Source organism: Azospira sp. I09 (assembly GCF_009177135.1).
GTDB lineage: Bacteria > Pseudomonadota > Gammaproteobacteria > Burkholderiales > Rhodocyclaceae > Azospira > Azospira oryzae.
The window spans coordinates 68,308-92,315 of sequence record NZ_AP021844.1 but is presented as its reverse complement, the minus strand read 5'-3'; the positions used below and the strand labels follow the sequence as shown (position 1 = coordinate 92,315).

At 66.0% G+C, this 24,008-nt stretch carries 24 protein-coding genes; 6 read left to right on the top strand and 18 right to left on the bottom strand.

What is annotated here, in order from left to right; genetic code table 11:
• Positions 1-2: 2 nt before the first annotated feature.
• The gene (locus AZSP09_RS00460; protein ID WP_152088842.1) at positions 3-395 is read right to left on the bottom strand and encodes a cupin domain-containing protein; all 393 of its coding nucleotides are present in this window, start codon (positions 393-395) and stop codon (positions 3-5) included.
• Positions 396-533: 138 nt separating this feature from the next.
• Here AZSP09_RS00460 and AZSP09_RS00455 point away from each other — a divergent pair, with 138 nt between their 5' ends.
• Positions 534-1,304 carry an SDR family oxidoreductase gene (locus AZSP09_RS00455; protein ID WP_152088841.1) on the top strand — a complete coding sequence of 257 codons (771 nt, stop codon included), beginning with the start codon at positions 534-536 and terminating at the stop codon, positions 1,302-1,304.
• A gap of 65 nt (positions 1,305-1,369) precedes the next feature.
• On the opposite strand, the gene AZSP09_RS00450 is transcribed toward AZSP09_RS00455, so the two are convergent.
• The 8 genes from AZSP09_RS00450 to AZSP09_RS00415 form a co-directional block, all read right to left on the bottom strand.
• The gene (locus AZSP09_RS00450; protein WP_152088840.1) at positions 1,370-3,439 is read right to left on the bottom strand and encodes a sodium-translocating pyrophosphatase; all 2,070 of its coding nucleotides are present in this window, start codon (positions 3,437-3,439) and stop codon (positions 1,370-1,372) included.
• Positions 3,440-3,554: 115 nt separating this feature from the next.
• Positions 3,555-4,823 carry a 6-phosphofructokinase gene (locus AZSP09_RS00445; RefSeq protein WP_152088839.1) on the bottom strand — a complete coding sequence of 423 codons (1,269 nt, stop codon included), beginning with the start codon at positions 4,821-4,823 and terminating at the stop codon, positions 3,555-3,557.
• A gap of 16 nt (positions 4,824-4,839) precedes the next feature.
• A complete protein-coding gene (gene adk / locus AZSP09_RS00440; protein WP_152088838.1) occupies positions 4,840-5,493 on the bottom strand; it encodes an adenylate kinase in 654 nt (217 codons plus the stop codon).
• Positions 5,494-5,641: 148 nt separating this feature from the next.
• A complete protein-coding gene (gene kdsB, locus AZSP09_RS00435; RefSeq protein WP_152088837.1) occupies positions 5,642-6,421 on the bottom strand; it encodes a 3-deoxy-manno-octulosonate cytidylyltransferase in 780 nt (259 codons plus the stop codon).
• Positions 6,422-6,441: 20 nt separating this feature from the next.
• Entirely contained in the window at positions 6,442-6,618 is a 177-nt protein-coding gene (locus AZSP09_RS00430) for a Trm112 family protein (protein ID WP_014238276.1), read from the bottom strand.
• On the bottom strand, positions 6,569-7,660 hold the full coding sequence (lpxK, locus tag AZSP09_RS00425; protein WP_172974661.1) for a tetraacyldisaccharide 4'-kinase: 1,092 nt from the start codon (positions 7,658-7,660) through the stop codon (positions 6,569-6,571). Before lpxK ends, AZSP09_RS00430 begins: the two co-directional genes overlap by 50 nt.
• Positions 7,661-7,663: 3 nt before the next feature.
• Positions 7,664-8,083 carry an ExbD/TolR family protein gene (locus tag AZSP09_RS00420; protein ID WP_014238278.1) on the bottom strand — a complete coding sequence of 140 codons (420 nt, stop codon included), beginning with the start codon at positions 8,081-8,083 and terminating at the stop codon, positions 7,664-7,666.
• A gap of 14 nt (positions 8,084-8,097) precedes the next feature.
• Positions 8,098-8,703: a MotA/TolQ/ExbB proton channel family protein gene (locus AZSP09_RS00415; RefSeq protein ID WP_014238279.1), complete on the bottom strand. Its 606-nt coding sequence runs from the start codon at positions 8,701-8,703 to the stop codon at positions 8,098-8,100.
• A gap of 397 nt (positions 8,704-9,100) precedes the next feature.
• Between AZSP09_RS00415 and xseA the strand changes: the two genes are divergently transcribed.
• From xseA to leuE, 5 genes are all read left to right on the top strand, one after another.
• A complete protein-coding gene (gene xseA, locus AZSP09_RS00410; protein ID WP_152088836.1) occupies positions 9,101-10,501 on the top strand; it encodes an exodeoxyribonuclease VII large subunit in 1,401 nt (466 codons plus the stop codon).
• Between the two features lie 102 nt (positions 10,502-10,603).
• Positions 10,604-11,191, top strand: coding sequence for a superoxide dismutase (locus tag AZSP09_RS00405; protein ID WP_152088835.1), 588 nt, complete (start codon positions 10,604-10,606; stop codon positions 11,189-11,191).
• A 71-nt stretch (positions 11,192-11,262) separates the two neighbouring features.
• Positions 11,263-11,940, top strand: coding sequence for a 2'-5' RNA ligase family protein (locus AZSP09_RS00400; RefSeq protein ID WP_152088834.1), 678 nt, complete (start codon positions 11,263-11,265; stop codon positions 11,938-11,940).
• Positions 11,941-12,010: 70 nt separating this feature from the next.
• A complete protein-coding gene (clpX, locus tag AZSP09_RS00395) occupies positions 12,011-13,012 on the top strand; it encodes an ATP-dependent Clp protease ATP-binding subunit ClpX (RefSeq protein ID WP_152088833.1) in 1,002 nt (333 codons plus the stop codon).
• Between the two features lie 17 nt (positions 13,013-13,029).
• On the top strand, positions 13,030-13,677 hold the full coding sequence (gene leuE / locus AZSP09_RS00390; RefSeq protein ID WP_152088832.1) for a leucine efflux protein LeuE: 648 nt from the start codon (positions 13,030-13,032) through the stop codon (positions 13,675-13,677).
• Positions 13,678-13,758: 81 nt separating this feature from the next.
• Here the strand turns inward: leuE and AZSP09_RS00385 are convergent, their stop codons facing one another.
• The 9 genes from AZSP09_RS00385 to fdnG form a co-directional block, all read right to left on the bottom strand.
• Entirely contained in the window at positions 13,759-14,394 is a 636-nt protein-coding gene (locus AZSP09_RS00385; protein WP_014238285.1) for a carbonic anhydrase, read from the bottom strand.
• Between the two features lie 237 nt (positions 14,395-14,631).
• Entirely contained in the window at positions 14,632-15,303 is a 672-nt protein-coding gene (locus AZSP09_RS00380; protein ID WP_152088831.1) for a dihydrodipicolinate reductase C-terminal domain-containing protein, read from the bottom strand.
• A 425-nt stretch (positions 15,304-15,728) separates the two neighbouring features.
• A complete protein-coding gene (locus AZSP09_RS00375; protein WP_152088830.1) occupies positions 15,729-16,427 on the bottom strand; it encodes a hypothetical protein in 699 nt (232 codons plus the stop codon).
• A 30-nt stretch (positions 16,428-16,457) separates the two neighbouring features.
• Positions 16,458-16,940, bottom strand: a complete 483-nt coding sequence (locus AZSP09_RS00370; RefSeq protein ID WP_152088829.1) for a hypothetical protein — start codon at positions 16,938-16,940, stop codon at positions 16,458-16,460.
• Between the two features lie 271 nt (positions 16,941-17,211).
• Positions 17,212-18,246, bottom strand: coding sequence for a GTP 3',8-cyclase MoaA (moaA, locus tag AZSP09_RS00365; protein WP_152088828.1), 1,035 nt, complete (start codon positions 18,244-18,246; stop codon positions 17,212-17,214).
• 13 nt (positions 18,247-18,259) lie between these two features.
• Complete coding sequence (gene fdhD, locus AZSP09_RS00360; protein WP_130458896.1) at positions 18,260-19,213, bottom strand: formate dehydrogenase accessory sulfurtransferase FdhD; 954 nt, start codon at positions 19,211-19,213, stop codon at positions 18,260-18,262.
• An 88-nt stretch (positions 19,214-19,301) separates the two neighbouring features.
• Positions 19,302-19,922, bottom strand: a complete 621-nt coding sequence (locus tag AZSP09_RS00355; protein WP_130458897.1) for a formate dehydrogenase subunit gamma — start codon at positions 19,920-19,922, stop codon at positions 19,302-19,304.
• Entirely contained in the window at positions 19,919-20,812 is an 894-nt protein-coding gene (fdxH, locus tag AZSP09_RS00350; protein WP_130458898.1) for a formate dehydrogenase subunit beta, read from the bottom strand. Before fdxH ends, AZSP09_RS00355 begins: the two co-directional genes overlap by 4 nt.
• A gap of 13 nt (positions 20,813-20,825) precedes the next feature.
• Entirely contained in the window at positions 20,826-23,879 is a 3,054-nt protein-coding gene (fdnG, locus tag AZSP09_RS00345; protein WP_152088827.1) for a formate dehydrogenase-N subunit alpha, read from the bottom strand.
• Positions 23,880-24,008 lie beyond the last annotated feature (129 nt).

Here is a 24,008-nt window from a genome sequence, read left to right as displayed (position 1 = left end):
GGTCAGACGCCGCTCCCCGCTTCCGCTTCCAGCAGTTCCGTATCGTCGTGGCGGTAGGCCGGGCTGCAGGCACACAGCACCACCAGGGGCTGGTCGCCGCTGTTCTCCAGGGCATGGGCGGTGCCCGGGGCGATATGCACGGTATCGCCGACGGCGATGAGGAAACGCCGCTCCCCCAGGGTCATGACGCCGTGGCCGGCGGTGACGTGGTACAGCTCCTCGCTCAGGCGGTGCCGGTGCAGCAGGGTGCGCGTTCCCGGCGGCACCGTGGCCTCGGCCAGGCTCTGCAGGCGGTTGCCGTGGACGTCGGGATGCATCAGCTCGCGGATTTCCGAGCCGTCCTTGGTGCGGTAGGCGGGAATGTCGGCGCGGGCGGTATGAAAGACAGGGCTCATGGCGGCAGTCGGGCGTGGCGGAGGAGGCATGCTGCCACAGACCCGCCTCCCGGGGAAACAGCCATGGACGCCGCCGGCCCGGCCCGCTAAGCTGGGCCGGCGGGGCGACGGCCGCCCCATGACACAAGGAGTCAGCCCATGCACAAGACCCTCCTCATCACCGGCGGTTCCCGCGGCATCGGTGCCGCCACCGTGCGCCTGGCGGCCCGGTCCGGCTACGCGGTGTGCTTCAGCTACCGCCAGGATACGGCGGCGGCGAAACAGCTGGTGGCGGAAGTGACCCGGGAAAGCGGCCGGGATAGTGGCCGGGAAGGCGCGCCGATATTGGCTTTCCAGGCCGACATCAGCCGTGAAGAGGAAATCCGGGCCCTCTTCACCGCGGCGGAACAGCGGTTCGGCCCCCTCACGGCCCTGGTCAACAACGCCGGCATCCTGGAGCACCAGACCCGGGTCGAGGACATGGACGGGGATCGCCTGCAGCGCATCTTCGCCACCAACGTGATCGGCACCTTCCTCTGCTGCCGGGAAGCGGTGCGCCGCCTGTCCACCCGCCATGGCGGCCACGGCGGCGCCATCGTCAATCTCTCCTCCCGCGCCGCCCGCCTGGGCGCGGCCGGGGAATACGTGGACTACGCCGCCTCCAAGGCCGCCATCGACACCCTCACCCTGGGTCTGGCCCGGGAGGTGGCGGCGGAAGGCATCCGCGTCAATGCGGTGGCTCCCGGCCTCATCGACACCGACATCCATGCCAGTGGCGGCGAGCCGGGCCGGGTGGAACGGCTGCGTACTGGCATTCCCATGCAGCGGGGCGGCACGCCGGAGGAAGTGGCCAAGGCCATTCTCTGGCTGCTGTCGGAGGAAGCCTCCTACACCACCGGCGCCATCCTGGACGTGGCCGGCGGCCGCTAGCCCGCCGCCGGCACGGCCATGAAAAAAGGCGGCCGCAGCCGCCTTTTGCTTGCCGGAGGAAAGCCTCAGGCCATCAGTTTCACCACCAGGGGCACGATCAGCAGGGCCACGATGTTGATGATCTTGATCAGAGGATTCACCGCCGGGCCGGCGGTGTCCTTGTAGGGGTCGCCCACGGTGTCGCCGGTCACCGCCGCCTTGTGGGCGTCGGAACCCTTGCCGCCGAAGTGGCCGTCCTCGATGTACTTCTTGGCATTGTCCCAGGCGCCGCCGCCGGTGGTCATGGAGATGGCGACGAAGAGACCGGTGACGATGGTGCCCATGAGCACCCCGCCCAGGGCCTTGGGCCCGAGGAACAGTCCCACCAGCACCGGCACCAGCACCGGCAGGATGGAAGGCAGGATCATTTCCTTGATGGCGGACTTGGTCAGCATGTCCACCGCCCGGGAGTAATCGGGCTTGGCCGTGCCTTCCATGATGCCCTTCACTTCGCGGAACTGGCGCCGCACCTCCTCCACCACCGAACCGGCAGCCCGGCCCACGGCCTCCATGGCCATGGCGGCGAAGAGGTAGGGGATCAGGCCGCCGATGAAGAGGCCGACGATCACCAGGGGGTCGGAGAGGTCGAACTTGAGGGACTGGCCGGCCGACTCCAGGGCGTGGGTGTAGTCGGCGAACAGCACCAGGGCGGCCAGGCCGGCGGAGCCGATGGCGTAGCCCTTGGTCACGGCCTTGGTGGTGTTGCCCACCGCATCCAGGGGATCGGTGACGCCGCGCACGGAGTCGGGCAGCTCGGCCATTTCGGCGATGCCGCCGGCGTTGTCCGTGATGGGGCCGTAGGCGTCCAGGGCGACGACGATGCCGGTCATGGAGAGCATGGAGGTGGCGGCGATGGCGATGCCGTAGAGCCCGGCCAGATGGTGGGCCACCAGGATGGCCAGACACACGGCCAGCACCGGCCAGGCGGTGGACTTCATGGAGACGCCCAGGCCGGCAATGATGTTGGTTGCATGGCCAGTCTGGGAGGCCGAGGCCACGTGCTTCACCGGCGCATAGTCGGTGCCCGTGTAGTACTCGGTGATCCACACCAGCACGGCGGTCAGCACCAGGCCGACGACGGAGGCGCCGAAGATGGCATTGACGCCGATGACCTTGCCGTCCGCCAGGGGCACGCCCTCCGGCAGCATCCAGGTGGTGATGGGATAGAAGGCGATCAGGGCCAGCACGCCGGCCACCGCCAGGCCGCGGTAGAGGGCGGCCATGATCTTGCCACCTTCCGTGGTCTTGACGAAGAAGCAGCCGATGATGGAGGCGATGATGGAGACGCCACCCAGGGCCAGGGGATACACCACCAGGTTGTCATTGGCCGCCGGCACGCCCTTGAGCATGAGGGCGCTCAGCACCATGGTGGCCACCACGGTCACGGCGTAGGTCTCGAACAGGTCGGCCGCCATGCCGGCGCAGTCGCCCACGTTGTCGCCCACGTTGTCGGCGATCACGGCGGGGTTGCGCGGGTCATCCTCCGGAATGCCGGCTTCCACCTTGCCCACCAGGTCGGCCCCCACGTCGGCGCCCTTGGTGAAAATGCCGCCACCGAGACGGGCGAAAATGGAGATGAGGGAGCCGCCGAAGGCCAGGCCCACCAGGGGCTCGACGATGTGGTAGATGTCGGTGCCAGGCGCGGCGCCGGCCTTGAGGATGGCGTAGTAGCCGGCCACCCCCAGGAGCGCCAGGCCCACCACCAGCATGCCGGTGATGGCGCCGCCCTTGAAGGCCACGTCCAGGGCCGGGGCGATGCCGCCCCGGGCTGCCTCGGCGGTGCGCACGTTGGCCCGCACCGAGACGTTCATACCGATGAAGCCGGTGGCACCGGAGAGCACGGCACCGATGAGGAAGCCGATGGCGGTGCTCCAGGCGAGGAAAATGCCGATGACGACGAACAGCACCGCACCGACGATGCCGATGGTGGTGTATTGCCGGTTGAGATAGGCGGATGCCCCCTGCTGGATGGCCTTGGCGATTTCCTGCATCCGCTCGTTACCGGCGGGCAGGCCGAGGATCCACTTGCTGGAGATGGCGCCGTAAAGCACCGCCAGCACCGCACACACTAGCGCTAACAACAGACCTGATGACATGAACTCCCTCCTAGATAGTGGTAAAGCTCAGGCCGTTCGGGCGATGGTCCGTCCTTACGGTCCGGTTTGCTACAGAGAAACAAACCTTTCCTGCCGCGCCGGGCGATGCTGGGTCTTACACCTTGAACTCTCCCAGCTGCCGGGGCACGGCAATATTCTTCAGACTGACGTAATCGGGCAGGCCGTGCCGGTAGGGCGGATAGTCCTCCCCTTCGATCAGGGGCGCCAGGTAGGCACGGCACTTGTCGGTGATGTGGAAGCCGTCGGCGCTGATGAAATCCGCCGGCATCTTGCGCTCCACATTAGCCACGTCCTTCAGTTCGGCCACGCCCACTTCCCAGCGGTAGGGCGCGTCGGCGAGGCGCTGCACGGTGGGCATCACCGCATTGCGTCCGGCCACGGCCAGCTCCACCGCCGCCTTGCCCAGGGCATAGGCCTGGTCGGCATCGGTCTTGGAGGCGATGTGGCGGGCAGCCCGCTGCAGGTAATCGGCCAGGGCCCAGTGGTACTTGTGGCCCAGCTTGTCCTTGATCAGCTGGGCGATCCACTGGCCGGCGCCGCCCAGCTGGGAATGGCCGAAGGCATCCTTGCCGCCCTGCTCGGAAACGAACTTGCCATCGGCCGTCTTCAGGCCTTCGGAGACGGCGATGGTGCAATAGTCGTAGCGGTCCACGCACTGCTGCACCCGGGCCAGGAAGGCGGCCTCGTCGAAGGGCACTTCGGGGAACAGCAGGATGTGGGGCGGCTGGCCGGTCCCGACCCCGGCACCGGAAGCCAGGCCGCAGGCGGCGGTGATCCAGCCGGCATGGCGGCCCATGACTTCGAGGACGAAAATCTTGGTGGAAGTGCGGGCCATGGAGGCCACGTCCAGCCCCGCTTCGCGGATGGAGGTGGCGACATACTTGGCCACGGAGCCGAAGCCCGGGCAGCAGTCGGTGAGAGGCAGATCGTTGTCCACCGTCTTCGGTACGCCGACGCAGATCAGCGGGTGGCCCATCTTCTCGGACAGCTGGGAAACCTTCCAGGCGGTGTCCATGGAATCGTTGCCGCCGTTGTAGAAGAAATAGCCGATGTCGTGGGCGCGGCAGACCTCGATCAGACGCTCGTACTGGGCCCGGTGCTCTTCGATGGACTTGAGCTTGTAGCGGCAGGAGCCGAAGGCGGCTCCCGGGGTGGTGCGCAGCCGAGCGATGTCCGCGGGGGACTCCAGGCTGGTGTCGATCAGGTCTTCGGTGAGGGCGCCGACGATGCCGTTGCGCCCGGCGAAGACCTTGCCGATTTTGTCCGGATGGGCCCGCGCCGTCTCGATGACGGCGCAGGCGGAGGCGTTGATCACGGCGGTGGGCCCGCCGGACTGGGCGTAGAAGGCGTTTTTCACCGCCATGGTGATCCGCCTCCCCTTACTTCAGCGCTGCGAAAGCCGCGTTCTTGATGTCTTCCACGGAACCGACGCCGGCGATCTTGCGGTACTTGGGGGCGTTGGCGTCACCGGTGGCGGCCCACTTGCCGTAGTAATCCACCAGGGGCTTGGTCTGGGAGTGATACACGTCCAGGCGCTTCTTGACGGTTTCTTCCTTGTCGTCGTCGCGCTGGATCAGGTCTTCACCGGTCTCGTCGTCCTTGCCGGCCACCTTGGGCGGGTTGAAGGTGACGTGGTAGGTGCGGCCGGAGGCCACATGCACGCGACGGCCGCTCATGCGGGAAATGATGTCGCTGTCGGGCACGTCGATTTCCAGCACGAAGTCGATGGCCACGCCGGCAGCCTTCATGGCTTCGGCCTGGGGAATGGTGCGGGGGAAACCGTCGAACAGGTAGCCGGCCTTGCAGTCGTCCTGCAGCAGGCGGTCCTTCACCAGACCGATGATGATGTCGTCGGAAACCAGGCCGCCGGCGTCCATCACCTTCTTGGCTTCGATGCCCAGGGGGGTGCCGGCCTTGACGGCGGCACGCAGCATGTCGCCGGTGGAAATCTGGGGGATGCCGAATTTTTCGCGGATGAATTGGGCCTGGGTGCCCTTACCGGCGCCGGGAGCGCCGAGGAGAATCAGTCGCATGGAGTCCTCGGAATGTGTGCGATGACGTGATGTCAGTCAGAAGTGCGTTGATTGAATTTATGTTTTTGTACAGGTCTGGCGCTGTTCTGGCGGCGGCCTTGGGGAAGCCGCTGGGGTTGTGTTCACCCCTCTTTTTAAGGAGCGAAAATTACTCGGAAATTCCTTCTCGGTCAAACCATTTGCGCATGCGCACCGCATCTTCCGGGGTATCCACGCCGGGGGCCGGCAGGCTGTCGGAAATGGCCACGCTGATGCGGTAGCCGTGCCACAGGGCCCGCAGCTGCTCCAGGCATTCGAACTGCTCCAGGGGCGAGACGGCCAGGCCGGAGTAGGCCTTGAGGAAGGCGGCCCGGTAGGCGTAGAGGCCGATGTGGCGGTAGGCGGGGAAGTCCGTCGGCAGGGTTTCACCGCCGCCTTCCCGGGCGAAATGGTCCCGGGCGTAGGGGATGGGCGCCCGGGAGAAATACAGGGCGTCGCCGTCGGCCTTGCACACCAGCTTGACGATATTGGGATTGAAGAACTCGGCGGCCTCGGACAGGCCGTGGCCCACGGTGGCGATGTCGGCCCCGCTCTCGGCCAGGCGGTTCGCCGTGACAGAAATCAGTTCCGGCTCGATGAGGGGCTCGTCGCCCTGCACATTGACCACCAGGGTGTCGTCGCTCCAGCCCCGCAGGGCCACCACTTCGGCCAGCCGGTCGGTGCCGGTGGGATGGTCGTCCCGGGTCAGCAGCACATTGAGACCGTGGGCCCGGCAGGCCGCCTCCACCTCCCGGTGGTCGGTCGCCACCCAGATTTCCTCGGCGCCGGAAAGGGCCGCCCGTTCCGCCACCCGCACCACCATGGGCTTGCCGCCCAGGTCCAGCAGGGGCTTGGCCGGCAGGCGGGAGGAAGCGTAGCGGGCGGGAATGACGACCTTGAAGCGTTGCATGGCGGAATTCCGGGCAGGGCTCAGTTTTCGTCCTGGCCCAGGGTGCGGGCTTCTTCCTCGAGCATGATGGGAATGTCGTCCCGCACCGGGAAGGCCAGCTTGCAGGGCTTGCAGACCAGTTCCTTCTGCTCCTTGCGGTACTCCAGACTACTCTTGCACACCGGGCAGACCAGGATGTCCAGCAACCGTGCGTCCATTGATTTTCTCCAGAACAAAAGCGGATAGGTCGGGGGTCAGCTGGGCGTCCACCGGCAACACCCAGGCTTCGCCCCCGTAGATGGCCGCGCATTTTACCCCATCCTTGGCGGTGGTAAGGAGCACGCCGTCCCGGGCGAAGGCCAGGTCGGCGGCGGTGTAGGCGTGGTGGTCGGGAAAGGCCCGGGCCTCCACCGTCAGACCCAGTTCGGCCAGGGTGCGGAAAAAGCGCTGGGGATGGCCGATGCCGGCCACGGCGTAGAGCCGCTTGCCGGCCAGGTCGGCGGCGCTGCATTGCCGGGACGGGTCCTGCAGGCCATGGAACGATGCGGGCCGCAGGTCCATGCGGAACAGGGGCGGCGTCGCCGCCTTGGCGGAGAAGAGCAGTTCGGCGGCCATGCCGTTGCCCACCACCGCATCCACCTGGGCCAGGCGCTGCCGCGGCTCCCGCAGGGGGCCCACCGGCAGCAGGCGGCCGTTGCCCAGGCCGCGCACGTCGCACACGGCGATTTCCACGTCCCGGGCCAGACGGTAGTGCTGCAGGCCGTCGTCGCAGAGGATCAGGTTGCAATCGGGGGATGCCGCCAGCAGGGCCCGGGCCGCCGCCGCCCGGTCCCGGCCGATCCATACCGGACAGCCGCTTTCCCGGGCCAGCAGCAGGGGCTCGTCGCCCACCTGTGCGGGCGTCGCCTCGGGGCTGACGGCCGCCACGCCCTCCTGGGCGCTACCGTAACCGCGGCTGACGATGCCCGGACGCAAGCCGGCGGCCCGCAGCTGCCGGGCCAGATAGAGGGTCAGGGGAGTTTTGCCGGCACCGCCGACGATGATGTTGCCCACCACCACCACGGGCACCGGCAGGCGCGCCGACCCCAGCCAGCCGTGGCGGAAGGCCAGGCGGCGCAGGGCCGTCAGGCCCCGGAACAGCCAGGAGATGGGGGTCAGCAGGTTGAACAGCAGGGCGTCGAACCAGGCCGGGGCGCCATCACCCCGGCGCGGCAAGGTACCGCGAAACCAGAACTTCTGCAGTCGCGGGCCTAGGGCCATGCCTTATTTCTGGGGCGCCTGGGTGGCGAAGGAGATGCGGGGATAGCCGGCGCTCTGGGCCGCCTGCATCACGTCCACCACGCTCTGGTGGGTGGCCTTGGCGTCCGCATTGATGACGATGACCGGGTCCTTCTGGCTACCGGCGGCCCGGCGCAGGGCCTCGGCGATGACCGGCACGTCGGGCGTGCTCAGGGGCGACTTGTTGACCAGCACCTGGCCGCTGGCGGTGACGGCCACGCTGACTTCCTGGGGCTGCTCCGGATTCTGGGAGGAATCGGCGGTGGGCAGATTGATTTCCAGGCCGGAGAACTTGGCGTAGGTGGTGGTGAGCATGAGGAAGATGATGATCACCAGGAGCACGTCGATCAACGGAATCAGGTTGATCTCCGGCTCCTCCCGGTGGCGGCCTTGACGGAATTGCATGATCAGGCGCCCGCTCAGTTACGTTCGCCGTGGACCACTTCCACCAGCTTCACCGCCTGCTGCTCCATCTCGATGACGAAGCTGTCCACCAGGGCGCGGAAGTGGCGCCAGAAGATCATGGCGGGAATGGCGATCACCAGGCCGAAGCCGGTGTTGTAGAGGGCGATGGAAATGCCGTGGGCCAGCTGCATGGGGTTGGCACCGGTGGGCGCCTGGGAGCCGAAGATCTCGATCATGCCGACGACGGTGCCGAAGAGGCCCATCAGGGGGCTGATGGAGGCGATGGTGCCGAGGGTGGTGAGGTAGCGCTCCAGCTCGTGGGTGACGCCGCGGCCGGCTTCCTCGATGGATTCCTTCATCACTTCGCGGCTGCTCTTGACGTTGCGCAGGCCGGCGGCCAGCACCCGGCCCAGGGGCGAACCCTGCTCCAGGGCATTGATGGCGGCTTCATTGACGGTTCCCTGGCGCACTTCGCCGACGACCCGGGCCAGCAATCCTTCGGGAGCCACCTTGCTGCGGCGCAGGGCCACCAGACGTTCGATGATGAGGGCAAGGGCGATGATGGATGCGAACAGCAGGGGCCAGATGGGCCAGCCAGCAGCCTGGATGATGGCGAACACGGAACCTCCGAAGGGTCTTTTTAAGCCCGCAACTTTAGCCTGCCCCTCATGCTTCGGGCAAGTCCCGCCCGCCCGGCGGCAGCCCGGCCGGACCGTCCCTTTGCCCGGCCCGCCCCGGGGCCGGCATCCCGGAGGAATTTTCCACCGGCATGGCAGGCCCGGGGCGGGCTTATCCCGGCTTATCCACAAAACCTGTGGATAACTTTGTGGATAGCCTGTCATCAAATTGTCTAAGTCGGGCTGGGACAAGGGTTTTTCTTGCTCTGCCGCAAAAAGGGGCACTCCACAACAATTCATTTAAAAACATATAGATAAGATAAATCCACAACAGGCAAGGGATATTTTTCCGCCGTTCCCCCCGGCTCGGCGGCGGGCCGGCTGACGTAAAATGGCGCCCATGCCCGACTACCCTGCCCGTCCCGCCTATTCCCCCGCCCGCCAGGAGCCCTTTGCCGCCGACGGCGGCCGGGAAGTGATCAGCGTCAGCAGCCTCAACCGCCTGGCCCGGCAGCGGCTGGAATCCGCCTTTCCCCTGTGCTGGGTCAGCGGCGAAATCTCCAACCTGACCGTGGCCGCCTCCGGCCACGCCTATTTCTCCCTCAAGGATCCCCAGGCCCAGGTGCGTTGCGTCATGTTCCGCAACAAGGCCCAGACCCTGGGCTTCCGCCTGGAGAACGGCCTCCAGGTGGAGGCCCGGGTGCTGGTCTCCCTCTACGAGCCCCGGGGCGACTTCCAGCTCAATGTGGAAGGCATGCGCCGGGCCGGCCAGGGCGACCTCTACGAACGCTTCCTGCGGCTCAAGGCCAAGCTGGAGGCGGAAGGCCTCTTCGCCGCCGAGCGCAAGCGTCCCCTGCCCGCCCATCCGCGCACCCTGGGCATCGTCACCAGCCCCCAGGCCGCCGCCCTGCGCGATGTGCTGACCACCCTGGCGCGGCGGGCGCCCCATGTGAAGGTGGTGCTGTACCCCACCCTGGTCCAGGGCGAGGAAGCACCGCGCCAGATCGCCGCCGCCATCGAGACCGCCGCCAGCCGCCGGGAATGCCAGGTGCTGCTGGTGGTGCGCGGCGGCGGCAGCATCGAGGACCTGTGGGCCTTCAACGACGAAGGTGTGGCCCGGGCCATCGCCGCCTGCCCCATGCCAGTGGTCAGCGGCGTCGGCCACGAGACCGACTTCACCATCGCCGACTTCGCCGCCGACCTGCGCGCCCCCACTCCCACGGCCGCCGCCGAACTGGCCAGCCCGGACCGGGATGCGCTGCGCGACCACCTGCAACGCCTCGCCGGCCAATTCTCCCGCCGCATGCACCGCCGCCTGGAGGAAGCCCAGCAGCGCCTGGACTGGACCGCCCGCCGCCTCAAGCACCCGGCCGAACGCCTGGCCCTGCAGCAGCAGAATCTCCATGCCCTGGGCCAGCGCCTGCAACACGCCCTGGGCCGCCGCCTGGAACGGGCCGGCTTCGATCTGGAGCGGGCCCGCCAGCGCCTGCGCCTGGCCCGGCCCCAGCCGGGGGCCCAGGCCGCCCGCCTGGAAGCCCTGCAGCGCCGCCTGGCCAACGCCCAGCAGCGCGCCCTGCAGACCCGCCGCGGCCAGCTGGAGCGCCTCGCCGCCGGCCTCACCCACCTCAATCCGGAAGCCGTGCTGTCCCGGGGCTACGCCATCGCCTTCGACCAGCAGGGCCAGGCGGTCCACGATGCCGGGTCACTGGCGGCGGGCCAGCGCCTGACCCTGCGCCTGCACCGGGGCGAACGCCAGGTGGAAGTGCGGGGCGAATCCGACACCGCCGCCGGAGCGAACTGAACAATCCCGGGGAACCGCCGCCGACTTGCGTTGTCTGTGGCGATGCGACTGTCTAGAATTGACGGTTACCCCAACCAACCCGCCTACTAAACGGAGAATAAGATGGAACATCAACTGCCCGCCCTGCCCTACGCCAAGAACGCCCTGGCTCCCCACATTTCCGAAGAAACCTTCGACTACCACTACGGCAAGCACCACCAGGCCTACGTGACCAACCTGAACAACCTGATCAAGGGCACCGAGTACGAGAACCTGGGTCTGGAAGAAATCTTCAAGAAGGCCCCCGCCGGCGGCATCTACAACAACGCCGCCCAGGTGTGGAACCACACCTTCTTCTGGAGCTCCATGAAGCCCGCCGGCGGCGGCGCTCCTGTTGGCGCCCTGGCTGACGCCATCAACAAGAAGTGGGGTTCCTTCGACGAGTTCAAGAAGGCCTTCACCGCCTCCGCCGTGGGCAACTTCGGTTCCGGCTGGACCTGGCTGGTGAAGAAGGACGACGGCTCCGTGGACATCGTCAACACCGGCGCCGCCGGCAACCCCCTGAAGACCGGCGAAGGCAAGCCCCTGCTGACCATCGACGTGTGGGAACACGCCTACTACATCGACTACCGCAACGCCCGCCCCAAGTTCGTCGAGACCTTCCTGGCCTCCCTGGCCAACTGGGACTTCGCTGCCCAGAACTTCGCCTGATCACCTGATCTGGCCGCAAAACGGGACTGGCAACAGTCCCGTTTTTTTATGCCCGGATCTTTCTAGCAATCATGCTGCAAGCCACCGACGCCTTCACCCTGGCCTGCCGCCACGACGATTTCAGCGACTGGCACCAGGGCCGGCGCTGCTACGCCGTGTGGGCCATTACCGCCGACACCCCGGTGCTGACGGCCGCCGTGGACGGTCTCAAGGCGCAGCTGGCCCCCTGGCTGCTGCCCGGCTACCGGCGCCAGCCCCACATCACGGTGGCCCTGGGCGGTTTTCCCGCCCCGGCGCGGCAACGGGCCGACGACTACAGCCCCGCCTGCCTCGCCGCCCAGGTGGCGGCCCTGGAGCGGGCAGCGCCGCCGCCCTTTTCCCTGGAACTGGGCCCCTGCGCCACCTTCGCCTCGGCCCCCTACCTGGCGGTGGGTGGTGACGGCCCCAGCCTGCTGCAACTGCGCCAGGCCCTGCTCGACTCCCATCCGGAGCGGGACGACTTCCCCTACACCCCCCACCTGACCCTGGGCCTCTACGACGATGCCTATCCCCTGGCGCCCATGCAGGCGCGGCTGCAGGGCCTCGCCCCGGGACCGGGCCTGGTGCTGCCGGTGCGCCACCTGGACCTGATGACCTACGCCGCCGACACCATCGGCGGCCCCCTGCACACCGTGGCCCGCTTCGACCTGCAGCAGCGGCGCCTGGAAGCGGAAGCGCAAGCCCTGGCCGGGCTCTTTACCCAGCTTTAGCCGCCGCCGGGTAGTCGCCGGCGCCCGGCTGGATTACAGTCACGGCAACGTCATTGTCCCGGATACCGCCGTGCTGCCCGAGAACGCCACCCCCAGCGCCATCGTCAAATACCTCAACCAGTACGTCATCGGCCAGGAAGAGGCCAAGCGCGTGCTGGCGGTGGCGGTCTACGCCCACTACCGCAAGCTCACCGCCGCCGGCGAGACGGTGCGCCTGGACAAGAGCAACGTCCTCATCATCGGCCCCACCGGCACCGGCAAGACCCTGCTGTGCGAGACCCTCTCCCGCTTCCTGCAGGTGCCCTTCGTCACCACCGACGCCACCTCCCTGGCCCAGACCAAGTACGTCGGCGAGGAGATCGAGGCCATCCTGCTGCGCCTGCTGGAAAAGGCCGGCGGCGACACGGAGCGGGCCGGGCGCGGCATCGTCTTCATCGACGAGATCGACAAGCTGAAGGCCCGCCCCGGGGAAGCGGCCCGGGTCCAGGCCACTTCCGGCGAGAGCGTGCAGCACGCCCTGCTGAAGATCATGGAAGGCTATCCGGTGCGGCTGCCGGACAACCGCAGCATCGACACCTCGGGCATCCTCTTCATCTGCGGCGGCGCCTTCGTCGGCCTGGAGCAGATCATGGAGAAGAGCCACAGCTTCGGCTACATCGGCACCGGCGAGGACGACAACCAGAACATCCTGGACCGCCTCAACAGCCGGGTGAAGCCCACCGACCTCTTCGAATTCGGCCTGATCCCCGAATTCACCGGCCGCCTGCCGGTGGTGGCCCGCTTCCAGGACCTCTCCAAGGCCATGCTGGTGCGGGTCATGACCGAGCCGAAGAACTCCCTCTACAACCAGTTCCGCCTGCTGCTGCAAAGCGAGGGGGTGGAACTGCAGATCGAGCCGGCGGTATTCCAGCAGATCGCCGAAATCGCCTTCGAGTACAAGACCGGCGCCCGCAGCCTGCGGGGCATCTTCGAGGAACTGCTGGCCCCGGTGCTCTACGCCGTGCCCGACCACAAGGAAGTGAAGAAGGTGGTCATCAAGTCCCTCTTCGAAGACCCCAGCTACTACAAGTAAGCGCAAAAGGCTCCACCATGACCTACGGCATCACCGACCTGGCCACCTTCATCCTCGGCACCATCTTCATCGTCCTGCTGCCCGGGCCCAATTCCATGTACGTCACCCTGGTGGCCTCCCGCTGGGGCATCGCCGCCGGCTACCGGGGCGCCTGCGGCATCTTCCTCGGCGACCTGATCCTGATGACCCTGGCCGCCTCCGGCGTCGCCTCCCTGCTGGTGGCGGTGCCGGCCCTGTTCATGGTGCTCAAGTACGCCGGCGGCGCCTACCTGGTGTGGCTCGGCATCGGCCTGCTGCGGGCCGCGGTGCAGCGCTGGCGCGGCATCGAAGCGCCCGCCAGCCGCCTGAGCGAAGGCGACGCCCGCCAGCCCTTCCGCACCGCCCTCGTCATCAGCCTGATGAACCCCAAGGCCATCCTCTTCTTCGTTTCCTTCTTCATCCAGTTCGTCTCCCCGGACTACCCCCACCCGGCCCTGTCCTTCCTCATCCTCGGCGCCATCGTCCAGTTCTGCAGCGCCCTCTACCTCTCCGCCCTGATCTTCGGCGGCAGCTATCTGGCCGATGCCTTCCGCCGGCGCCGCCGTCTCTCCGCCGGGGCCACCGGCGCCGTCGGCGGCCTCTTCATCGGCTTCGGAGTGAAGCTGGCGGGGGCCAGCCTGCGCTGACGGTGCCGGGCCAGCAGGCCGCCACCAGCAAGAAAAAAGGCGCCCGCGGGCGCCTTTTTCGTTCCCTGCCGGGGGCCGGGCTCAGGTGGCATTGACCTCGGGATTGTCGGAGAGGGAGACGAAGGACATGGTGCGGCCGTCGAGGGCGTCGATGGCACCGTTCTCGATGTCGTAGATCCACCCGTGCAGGTTCAGCTTGCGCTGGGCCAGGGCCAGGGCCACCGCCGGATGGGTGCGGATGTTGGCCAGCTGGGCGATGACGTTCTCCCGCACCAGGTCGTCGGCCCGCTCCCGGGGCGTGGCGTATTCCCGGGCGGAGATGATGGCCTTGGCCGCATCCGCATAGCGCAGCCAGTGGGCCACGGCCGGCAGGTGGTCGAGGCACTGGCAGCTGGAGATGGCCGCCATGGCGCCGCAGTTGGAGTGGCCGCAGATGACCACGTCGGTCACCTTGAGCACGGAGACGGCGTATTCCACGGTGGCGGAAACGCCGCCGGGCTCGGGCCCGTAGGAGGGAACGATGTTGCCCGCGTTGCGGATGACGAAAAGATCGCCCGGTTCCTGCTGGGTCAGCAGCTCGGGCACCACCCGGCTGTCGGAACAGGTGACGAAGAGCACCTTGGGACTCTGGCCGTCGGCCAGATGGCGGAACAGTTCCGAACGGGCCGGGAAGACCTCTTTCTGGAACTTGAGAAAACCATCAATGATCTTTTGCACTTGGAAGCACCCATGAACTGAGGGAATGTGGGACCGCCGCCATTATCCCCCATGCCGCCGGAGGAACAAGGCAGGGGCCGCAGGCCCGCTGCCCGGCCCGTCGGCGGAGCGTCTGCCGGCGCCGGGCCCGACGCCTCCGGCAATGTTGGCGGCCGCGATGACGGCGGCGCTTCGACCGCGCCGCCCGACGGGGAGTTCAGGCCAGTCGGCTCCGCCGCCCCGCCCGGTTGGCAGGCACTACAGCCAGCCCCGGTTGATGAATTCCATGATCGGGTAGAGGCGCTTTTCCAGCGCCTTGCCATGCACCGCCTCGACGATGCGCGACACCCCGGCGGCGTAGGGCGCCTCCCCCTGGACCCGGGTTTCCAGGCGCAGGCTGCAGGCCCCGTCGCTGATGCTGAGGCGGTGGAAGGCATGGCGCGGCAGGTCGGCCTCGGGAATGCCCAACTCCTCCCGCTGCACCCGGGGGTCCCGCACCGAACGGATCGCCTCCGGCCCCAGGCCGACGGAGGCCGCCAGATTCACCGCCGTCCCCGGCACCGAGCTTTTGCTCGCCTGGTGGGACTCCACCAGTTCCATCTCGTAGCCGCGGAAGAAATGGCCGCTGGCCTCCAGCATGGCCATGAACTTGAGCATCAGGATATTGGTGTTGGGGCACAGCAGCACCGGGAACTCCGGCGCCTCCCGCTCCAGGGCGGAGCCGGTGGAAAGCTCGATCAGGGGCGAGGCGGTGGCACGGCAAAAGGCCGCCACCGCCTCCAGCTCCCTCCCCGAACCGGCATGGACGACGATGGCCGATGCGCCCCCGGCCTGCCGGCCCCAGGGCACGACCTGAAAAGGATGGCCCAACTGGTGGGAAGCGAGGAGCTCACTGGCGAGCTTGCCGGTACCGACGATGACGACTTGCATGGGAAGGTGGGAGGAAGGCAGAACCGGGAGTATAGCGAAGCTATGGCGCGCTGCCCCGGCTGCTGATTCTTGGGATAGCCCGTGTCCTGAAACAGGAAAGGCGCTGCCAGGTCCGCTGTCTTCGTCCTTTCACAGGATGAAAGGAGAAAGCGTGTTTTACATGAAGGGCATCTAGCTAGAACCGGCGGAGCCGCCTAACGAGACTCTAGAAAAACTAGTTGAGGGGTCACGTCCATGCCTTTTCCGGGGGCGTTCGACCATTCCTTATTCCGCGTTTTTTTATAGCGATCGGTTGTGAAGGTCGATTTTCGATCATAGCGTTCCAGAATTTTCAAAATTGAGTTTTTCTACAGCCTCAACGTCGGAGTTCAGGGACACGGTGCGGCTTTATTGCGCAGCATCCCAAGCAATGACGGGGTAACTGCCTACCAAAGGTCTAGTATTGGCTGGGGTGCATGTCTAGGAATCTGGAACTGCCATATGGATCGCTTGCATTCCACAAAGATGCGGTCGAAGGGCAACGGCCCTGGCTGTGTGCATAGAAGTTCCATGAAATATGCAGCAGCCTTTGAATCATCGACTGCGGGCAATGGCCAGTTGTCGTAGATAAGTAACCAGTCTGCTGGAAACCGTTCGAAGCCGGTTTTCGCGAGGGCTTCTGCCTTACGTCGTGCGAAGTGGAGCATTGCGTCAGCCCATTCTCTTTCCGGAGCATCACCGGCCCAAACATCACCCCAGGTGGCGCCTCGGGCAATCCGATCGATTTCTTCCTTAGACCGTCGAGGTTCACCGGGCTCGAAACGATGTATGAAAGTCAAAGTGTCGTAGTTCAGCTCCTCACGCTTGGCATCTGCCCAGGCGAAATCAGGCGGGACTGCCTCGGTGATTTCGATGCCGACGCTACCGAACGGAATCTCTAACAGGAAATCAGGCCGTTCGCGCTTTTGGAGCCGTAACGGATAGTTGATTAGCGAACTTTCGGCATAGCTTGCGAGGAATCTGCAAATCGACCAGCGTTCGCAGTGCTCGGTAGTGCGCCCTTCGGTCCGCAGTGGGACCGAGATATCAATTTCCCTAAGTTGCTGCAAGAGTTCGGCTGCGGATTGGGCGGACAGGTTTGGCATGACGCGAATAAAGAAAGCTAACGTTAGAAATCAGCGCTTACAGAAAGGTGGCCAGCCTATATTTAATCTCCACCACGCCTCAAGAGCATAACGAGTTGAATAATCCTTTATATGTACGCAGCTTATATACCAATCATACTGAGCAAAGGGTGGCTTATCGATTTGCAAAGACATTTTCTCGGTGCTATCAGCACCTTCATTAAAGAGATGCTCTAGCAACCGCTTTTGGATGTCACTTTCTGTACCGGAGTAAATTATCTGATAGCCGGAAACTGATCTTGTAATGCCAATGCCTTGTGGTTTCGTTTTCCTGACATTTTTGGTTTTTCCTGAGCATTTCTTTACGGCTTCTGTGATGTCTGAAGCAGGCATATTGGTTTCTATCCAATAGAGCCCTGGTTGTTTTTTTGTATTAGATACCAAATCAGCACGGGTTCTTATCTGTACACGCTTACGGCATCTACGGGCCTCAACTATTTGCCCTACTTTTGAAATATGGCTTCTGAAATTCATAGATGACCACGCTCATAATTAGAGCTAATGCGAAATAGACGGCAGCCTGGAAGGCTTCCCAATAGCGGCTCCCGCAAAATTGGCAGCAATATTTTCGGGGATAGACGGTGGTCATAAGCGGCCCGGTTCAATGTCACATCAATTCTGCCAGTCAGTCAGCCAAATGTCATGCAAGCGGAATGTTTGCGAACGACGGCATTGGCACGATTTCTCTTACACCTACTGATGGCCGTCTCGAGCCATCAACCGAAGAGCAACCTAAAGGATCTCTTCAGCCGCCCGTACTCGACATGAAGCGCACGATCTTCGGGGTGGCCATGGCGGCGGTGAAGTCGTGGCCTTGGGCTTTGAGGCCCATGCCGGTGGCGATGGCGGCGCCGAGGGGGGCGTCGTCCTGGGGATGGGCGCGCAGTAAGGGCAGGAGGGGGATGGCGCCGTCGTCGCCGAGACAGGGGTAGAGGGTGCCCTGGGCGCTGATGCGCACCCGGTTGCAGGTGTCGCAGAAGTTGTGGGAATGGGGGGAGATGAAGCCGACCCGGCTGTCGCTGCCGCCGACCCGCCAGTAGCGGGCGGGGCCGCCGCTGTTCTCCAGGGTGGGGATCAGCTCGAAGCGCTCGGCCAGACGGGCCCGGGCGGCATCGCTGGAAAAATAGGTGGCGCTGCGGTCGTGGCCGGTGTCGCCGAGGGGCATTTCCTCGATCAGGGCCAGGTCGATGTTGCGGGCCACGGCGTAGGCCAGCAGGTCGCCCAGTTCGTCGTCGTTCACGCCCTGCTGCATCACGGCATTCAGCCGGATGCGGGAGAAGCCGGCGGCCAGGGCCGCTTCCACCCCGTCCAGCACCTTGGTCAGGTCGCCGATGCGGGTGATGGTGCGGAAGCGCTCGGGGCGCAGGGTGTCCAGGCTGATGTTGAGGCGGCTGACGCCGGCCCGGCGCAGGTCTGCGGCGTGGCGGGCGAGCTGGGAACCGTTGGTGGTGAGCACCAGTTCCTTCAGGCCTTGCAGCCTGCCGATTTCCTGCAGCAGCCAGAGGGCGTTGCGCCGTACCAGGGGCTCGCCGCCGGTGATGCGCACCTTGGTCACGCCGAGGGAGACGAAGATGCGCACCAGGCGCAGGGCTTCTTCCAGGCTCAAGACGGCGCCGTGGGGCAGGAAGGTCATCTCTTCCGCCATGCAGTAGGTGCAGCGGAAGTCGCAGCGGTCGGTGATGGAGAGGCGCAGGTAGGTGATGCGGCGGCCGAAGCGGTCCACCAGGCCGCCAGGGGGCAGGTGCAGCGGGGCGCCAGGGGGCGCCTGCTCTGAAATCATTGCCGGGCGGGCCTTACATCAGGGTGCGGCCGCCGGAGCGCGGCGGCAGCGGCTCCTGGCTGGCACTGCCCTGGGATTGGCCCAGGGGGCGGGTCGCAGCCACGCCTTCGGCGGCCAGGTATTCCGGATGGCTGTAGATGACCAGGCGGGAACCCCGGGCGAAACCGGCCAGGGTGATACCGCTTTCTTCGGCCAGGCGCACCGCCAGGCCGGTGGGGGCGGAGATGGCGACGAGGCAGCCGATGCCGGCGGCGGCGCATTTCTGCACCATCTCGTAGCTGGCCCGGCTGGAGGTGAGGACGAAGCCGGCGGCTGGGTCGATGCGGCTCTTGGCCAGCCAGCCCACCAGCTTGTCGAGGGCGTTGTGGCGGCCCACGTCTTCGCGCAGGGTGCGGATGTTGCCCAGGTTGTCCACCCAGGCGGCGCCATGGACGGCGCCGGTGATGCGATGCAGCTGCTGCCAGTCCGGCAGCTGGTCCAGGGCCCGGGCCACGGCGGCCACGGGCAGCAGCAGGCCCCGCTGCAGGGGCTTGTAGGGCCGGGCCACGGCGTCCAGGCTCTCGACACCGCAGAGGCCGCAGCCGGTGCGGCCGGCCAGGTTGCGGCGGCGCTCCTTCAAGGCGACGAAGCGGCGGGAGGAAATTTCCAGATGCACTTCCAGGCCCTGGCAGCCGGAGACCACCTCGACGCCGTACAGCTCGGACGGCGACTCCAGGATGCCTTCAGTGAGGGCGAAGCCCAGGGCCATGTCTTCCAGGTTATCCGGCGTGGCCAGCATCACCGCGTGGGAGATGCCGTTGAAGACCAGGGCCACGGGCACCTCTTCCACCACGTGGTCGTCGCAGGTCTCGGCCTCGCCGCCGCTCAGGCGCAGCACCGTGGTGCGGCAGACGGTGGCGTGTTCGGGGCCTTCCAGCTCGTCGTCGAACTGGGTGCCGTGGAGAAGGTGCAGGGATTCGCTGGCCATGGTCGTGTGTCCTGTACTGCAAAGATGGGGCTGCAGGGGCCGGAGGCGGCAAGCGCGCCCCCGGCCGCAACGTCAGGGAATCAGGGGATCAGGATTCCTTGCCGGTCATTTCCCGGAACCACTTGGGATGGTGCTTGCGCGCCCAGGCGTGGGTGACCACCCCTTCCACCATGGCGCGGATGGTGCCCTGCACCCAGAGGGCGGCATAGACGTGCACGATGATGCTGGCGATCAGCACCAGGGCGCTGGCGGCATGCACCAGCAGGGCCACCCGGATCAGGGGAATGGGAAAGTACAGGGCGAAGTAGGGACGCCAGGCGATGACGCCGGAGATGAGCAGCAGGGCCATGCAGCCCACCATCACCCAGAACATGCCCTTCTGGCCGCCGTTGTAGCGGCCGATGTCGCCCACCTCGTTGCCCTTCATCACTTCCTTCACCGACTTCATCCACTTCACGTCCTCGCTGGTGACGAGGTTGTGGTGCCAGTAGCGGAAGAACTGGCGGGCGAAGGCGATGAACATCACCACCCCGACGAAGGGGTGCACGATGCGGGCCAGCTGGGGCGTGCCGAAGACGCCGGTGAGCCAGAAGAAGGCCGGGTAGAAGAAGGCCAGACCGGAGATGGCCAGCAGGATGAAGCACACCGCCACCACCCAGTGGTTGATGCGCTCGGCGGCGTTGTAACGCTGGATCAGTTGCTCTTTCATTTGGTCACCTCTTCTTCAGCCTCGTGTTCGTCCTCGGCCCGGTTGGGGCCCACGGTGATGTAGTGGAAGAAGCCGAACAGGCCGGCGGCGGCGATGCCCAGGGTGGCAACGGGCTTGAGCAGCCCCTTCCACAGGCTGACCGTGGTGCTGATGGCCGGGTCCTTGGGCAGGTTGTTGTACAGCTCGGGCTTGTCGGCGTGGTGCAGCACGTACATCACGTGGGTGCCGCCCACCCCTTGCGGATCGTAGAGGCCGGCGTTGTCGTAGCCCCGGGACTTGAGGTCGGTGACGCGCTTGGCCGCCACTTCCTGCATGTCCTCCTTGGAGCCGAACTGGATGGCGCCGGTGGGGCAGGTCTTGACGCAGGCCGGCTCCTGGCCCACGGCCACCCGGTCGGAACACAGGTTGCACTTGTAGGCCTTGTTGTCCTTCGGGTTGATGCGGGGCACGTTGAAGGGGCAGCCGGAAACGCAGTAGCCGCAGCCGATGCAGTTTTCCTGGTGGAAATCGACGATGCCGTTCTTGTACTGGATGATGGCGCCGGGGGAGGGGCAGGCCTTGAGGCAGCCCGGGTCGGCGCAGTGCATGCAGCCGTCCTTGCGGATCAGCCATTCCAGCTTGCCGCCGCTGACGTCGGGCTGCTCCACCTCGTTGAAGCGCATCACCGTCCAGGCCTGGGCGGAAAGGTCGGTGGGGTTGTCGTAGACGCCGACGCAGCTGCCCACGTCGTCACGCAGCTCGTTCCATTCGGAACAGGCCACCTGGCAGGCCTTGCAGCCGATACAGACGGAAACGTCGATGAGTTTGGCCACTTCCAGGGGATTGCGGGCCTGGGGGGCCGCCGTCGGACTGGCCGAGCGGCGCAGGATGTCGAGAGATTGCAGAGCCATGTGTTCTTGCTCCTCAAGCCTTTTCAATGTTCACAAGGAAGGCCTTGTATTCCGGCGTCTGCGTGTTGCAGTCGCCCACGGCGGGGGGCAGGGTGTTGGAGAGGAAGCCCTTCTTGGCCACCGTCTCCCAACCCCAGTGCAGGGGAATGCCGACCTGATGCACGGTCTGCTTGTTCACCGTCAGGGCCTTGATGCGCTTGGTCACCACGGCCTTGGCCTTGATGTAGCCGCGCTTGGAACTGACCTTGACCCAGTCCCCGGCCTTGATGCCCTTCTCGGCGGCCAGGGCCTCGCCCACCTCGACGAACTGCTCCGGCTGGGCGATGGCGCTGAGGCGCACGCTCTTGGTCCAGAACTGGAAGTGCTCGGTGAGGCGGTAGGTGGTGCCCACATAGGGGAATTCCTTGTGGGTGCCGAGGCGCTCCTTGTCCGCCTTGAAAATGCGCACCGCCGGGCTGGTCACCACCTTGGGATGCAGGGGGTTGGTGCCGAGGGGGCTTTCCATGGGTTCGTAGTGCTCGGGGAAGGGGCCGTCCACCAGCTTGTCGGTGGCGAACAGGCGGCCCACGCCTTCCGGATTCATGATGAAGGGGTTCATGCCCGAATCCGGGGCCGCATCCACCTTGAAGTCGGGCACGTCGGCGCCGGCCCACTTCTCGCCGTTCCAGGCGATCAGCTTGCGCTTCGGGTCCCAGGGCTTGCCGGCGGCGTCGCAGGAGGCCCGGTTGTAGATGATGCGGCGGTTGGCCGGCCAGGCCCAGGCCCAGCCCGGGGTGTTGCCCAGGCCCGTGTCGGTGTTGTCGCGGCGGGCCATCTGGTTGCCGGCCTGGGTCCAGCAGCCGGCGAAGATCCAGCAGGCGGACATGGTGGAGCCGTCGTCCTGCAGCACGGCGAAGCCGGGAATCTGCTCGCCCTTCTTCACCAGGAACTGGCCCGGGTTCTTCGGATCGGGAATGTCCGCCAGGGCGCGGCCGTTGAGTTCCTTGGCCAGCTCTTCCGGAGTCGGATCGTAGGGATTCTTGTAGGGCCAGGAGAGGTTGAGGATGGGCTCGGGCACGGCACCGCCCTGCTCCTGGTACAGCTTCTTCAGGGCCATGAACAGCTCGGCGATGATCTCCTGGTCGGTCTTGGCCTCGCCCGGGGCGTCGGCGCCCTTCCAGTGCCACTGCAGCCAGCGGGAGGAATTGACGATGGCGCCGTCCTCTTCCGCGAAGCAGGTGGAGGGCAGACGAAACACCTCGGTCTGGATGCTGGCCGGGTCCACGTCGTTCAGCTCGCCCTGGTTCTGCCAGAAGGTGGAGGTCTCGGTGGCGATGGGGTCGATGACCACCATGTACTTCAGCTTGGCGAAGTCGGCGGCGGTCTTCTTCGCATCGGGGAAGGAGGTCAGGGGATTGAAGCCCTGCACGATGAAGCCGTTGATCTTGCCCTGGTGCATCAGGTCCATCACCTGCAGCACGTCATACATCTTGTCCCACTTGGGCAGCCAGTCGTAGCCCCAGTTGTTCTCCTTGGTGGCCTTATCGCCCCAGAACCACTTCATCAGGCTGACGAAGAACTTGGGGGTGTTGCCCCAGTAGTTCAGCTGGCCCGGCTGCAGGGCCTTGGGCGTGGTCTTCTCCAGGTAGTCGGCGAAGGTCGGATGGGCCTTCTCGCTGGGCAGGGTCAGGTAGCCGGGCAGGCTGGTGGACAGCAGGCCCAGATCGGACAGGCCCTGGATGTTGGAGTGGCCGCGCAGGGCGTTCACGCCGCCGCCGGGCATGCCGATGTTGCCCAGCAGCAGCTGGATCATGGCCATGGTGCGGATGTTCTGGGCGCCCACGGTGTGCTGGGTCCAGCCCAGGGCGTAGAGGATGGTGCCGACCTTGGTCGGCACGCAGGTCTCGCCCAGATGCTTGCAGACGGAGAGGAAGCCTTCCTTGGGGCTGCCGGTGAGGTCGGAGACCACTTCCGGCGTATAGCGGGCGTAGTGGGCCTTCATCAGGTTCCACACGCAGCGCGGGTGCTGCAGGGTCGGGTCGGTCTTGGCCTGGCCCTTGGCATCCAGCTCGTAGCTCCAGGAGCCCCGGTCGTACTTGCCCTTGGCCTCGTCGTAGCCGGAGAAGAGGCCCTCGTCGAAGGTGAAGCCTTCATTGACGATGAAGCTGGCGTTGGTGAAGGACTTGACGTAGTCCCACTGGATCTTGTCGTTGCTCACCAGCCAGTTGATGATGCCGCCCAAGAAGGCGATGTCGGAACCGGCGCGGATCGGCACGAATTCGTCGGCGACGGCGGCGGAGCGGTTGAAGCGCGGGTCCACCACGATCAGCTTGGCGCCCTTCTTCTTCGCCTCGATGGCCCACTTGAAGCCCACCGGGTGGGCCTCGGCCGGGTTGCCGCCCATGATCAGGATGAAGTCGGCGTTCTTGATGTCCACCCAGGTGTTGGTCATGGCGCCGCGGCCGAAGGTGGCGGCCAGGGCGGCCACCGTGGGGCCGTGGCAGACCCGGGCCTGGGCGTCGGTACCGACGATGCCCAGGGAGCGCATGAACTTCTGGGTCAGGATGCCGGTTTCGTTGGAGGAGGCGGAGGCGGTCAGCATGGCGGTGGACAGCCAGCGGTTCACCGTCACGCCGTCGGCGTTCTTGGCGACGAAGTTGGCGTCCCGGTCGGCCTTCATGTGCTTGGCGATGCGTTCCACCGCCTCGTGCCAGGAGATGCGCTTCCATTCCTTGCTGCCCGCTTCCCGCACTTCCGGGTACTTGAGGCGGTTGGGGCTGTGGATGAAGTCCAGCAGGCCCGCGCCCTTGGGGCACAGGGAGCCGCGGCTGACGGGGTGATCCGGGTCGCCCTCGATGTGGATGATCTCCTGCTTGGCGTTCTTGGCGCCGTCGCCCAGGCTGTACATGAGCAGGCCGCAGCCCACCGAACAGTAGGTACAGGTGTTGCGGATTTCCTTGGCCCGGGTCAGCTTGTACTGACGTACCTCGGCCAGGGCGGTGGCGGGCGAGAAGCCCAGGGCCACCAGGCTGGAGGCGGAAAGACCCGCCGCCGAAACCTTGAAGAACTGCCGTCGTGTGACTTGCATGAATCCTCCCTTGAAAGCGGAATTGCCGTGCTCCGGGCCGCCCGTGCAGAAGTCGCCTGACCTTCCGCCGGACCGTCGCCGCCCACGGCTCGGGGAACATTTCGCACTTTCCGTGCCACCCGCCAAAAC

Coding starts and splice junctions, on each gene's coding strand:
- AZSP09_RS00460 (WP_152088842.1), bottom strand. CDS start 395: ATGAGCCCTGTCTTTCATACCGCCCGCGCCGACATTCCCGCCTACCGC.
- AZSP09_RS00455 (WP_152088841.1), top strand. CDS start 534: ATGCACAAGACCCTCCTCATCACCGGCGGTTCCCGCGGCATCGGTGCC.
- AZSP09_RS00450 (WP_152088840.1), bottom strand. CDS start 3,439: ATGTCATCAGGTCTGTTGTTAGCGCTAGTGTGTGCGGTGCTGGCGGTG.
- AZSP09_RS00445 (WP_152088839.1), bottom strand. CDS start 4,823: ATGGCGGTGAAAAACGCCTTCTACGCCCAGTCCGGCGGGCCCACCGCC.
- adk (WP_152088838.1), bottom strand. CDS start 5,493: ATGCGACTGATTCTCCTCGGCGCTCCCGGCGCCGGTAAGGGCACCCAG.
- kdsB (WP_152088837.1), bottom strand. CDS start 6,421: ATGCAACGCTTCAAGGTCGTCATTCCCGCCCGCTACGCTTCCTCCCGC.
- AZSP09_RS00430 (WP_014238276.1), bottom strand. CDS start 6,618: ATGGACGCACGGTTGCTGGACATCCTGGTCTGCCCGGTGTGCAAGAGT.
- lpxK (WP_172974661.1), bottom strand. CDS start 7,660: ATGGCCCTAGGCCCGCGACTGCAGAAGTTCTGGTTTCGCGGTACCTTG.
- AZSP09_RS00420 (WP_014238278.1), bottom strand. CDS start 8,083: ATGCAATTCCGTCAAGGCCGCCACCGGGAGGAGCCGGAGATCAACCTG.
- xseA (WP_152088836.1), top strand. CDS start 9,101: ATGCCCGACTACCCTGCCCGTCCCGCCTATTCCCCCGCCCGCCAGGAG.
- AZSP09_RS00405 (WP_152088835.1), top strand. CDS start 10,604: ATGGAACATCAACTGCCCGCCCTGCCCTACGCCAAGAACGCCCTGGCT.
- AZSP09_RS00400 (WP_152088834.1), top strand. CDS start 11,263: ATGCTGCAAGCCACCGACGCCTTCACCCTGGCCTGCCGCCACGACGAT.
- leuE (WP_152088832.1), top strand. CDS start 13,030: ATGACCTACGGCATCACCGACCTGGCCACCTTCATCCTCGGCACCATC.
- AZSP09_RS00380 (WP_152088831.1), bottom strand. CDS start 15,303: ATGCAAGTCGTCATCGTCGGTACCGGCAAGCTCGCCAGTGAGCTCCTC.
- AZSP09_RS00375 (WP_152088830.1), bottom strand. CDS start 16,427: ATGCCAAACCTGTCCGCCCAATCCGCAGCCGAACTCTTGCAGCAACTT.
- AZSP09_RS00370 (WP_152088829.1), bottom strand. CDS start 16,940: ATGAATTTCAGAAGCCATATTTCAAAAGTAGGGCAAATAGTTGAGGCC.
- moaA (WP_152088828.1), bottom strand. CDS start 18,246: ATGATTTCAGAGCAGGCGCCCCCTGGCGCCCCGCTGCACCTGCCCCCT.
- fdhD (WP_130458896.1), bottom strand. CDS start 19,213: ATGGCCAGCGAATCCCTGCACCTTCTCCACGGCACCCAGTTCGACGAC.
- AZSP09_RS00355 (WP_130458897.1), bottom strand. CDS start 19,922: ATGAAAGAGCAACTGATCCAGCGTTACAACGCCGCCGAGCGCATCAAC.
- fdxH (WP_130458898.1), bottom strand. CDS start 20,812: ATGGCTCTGCAATCTCTCGACATCCTGCGCCGCTCGGCCAGTCCGACG.
- fdnG (WP_152088827.1), bottom strand. CDS start 23,879: ATGCAAGTCACACGACGGCAGTTCTTCAAGGTTTCGGCGGCGGGTCTT.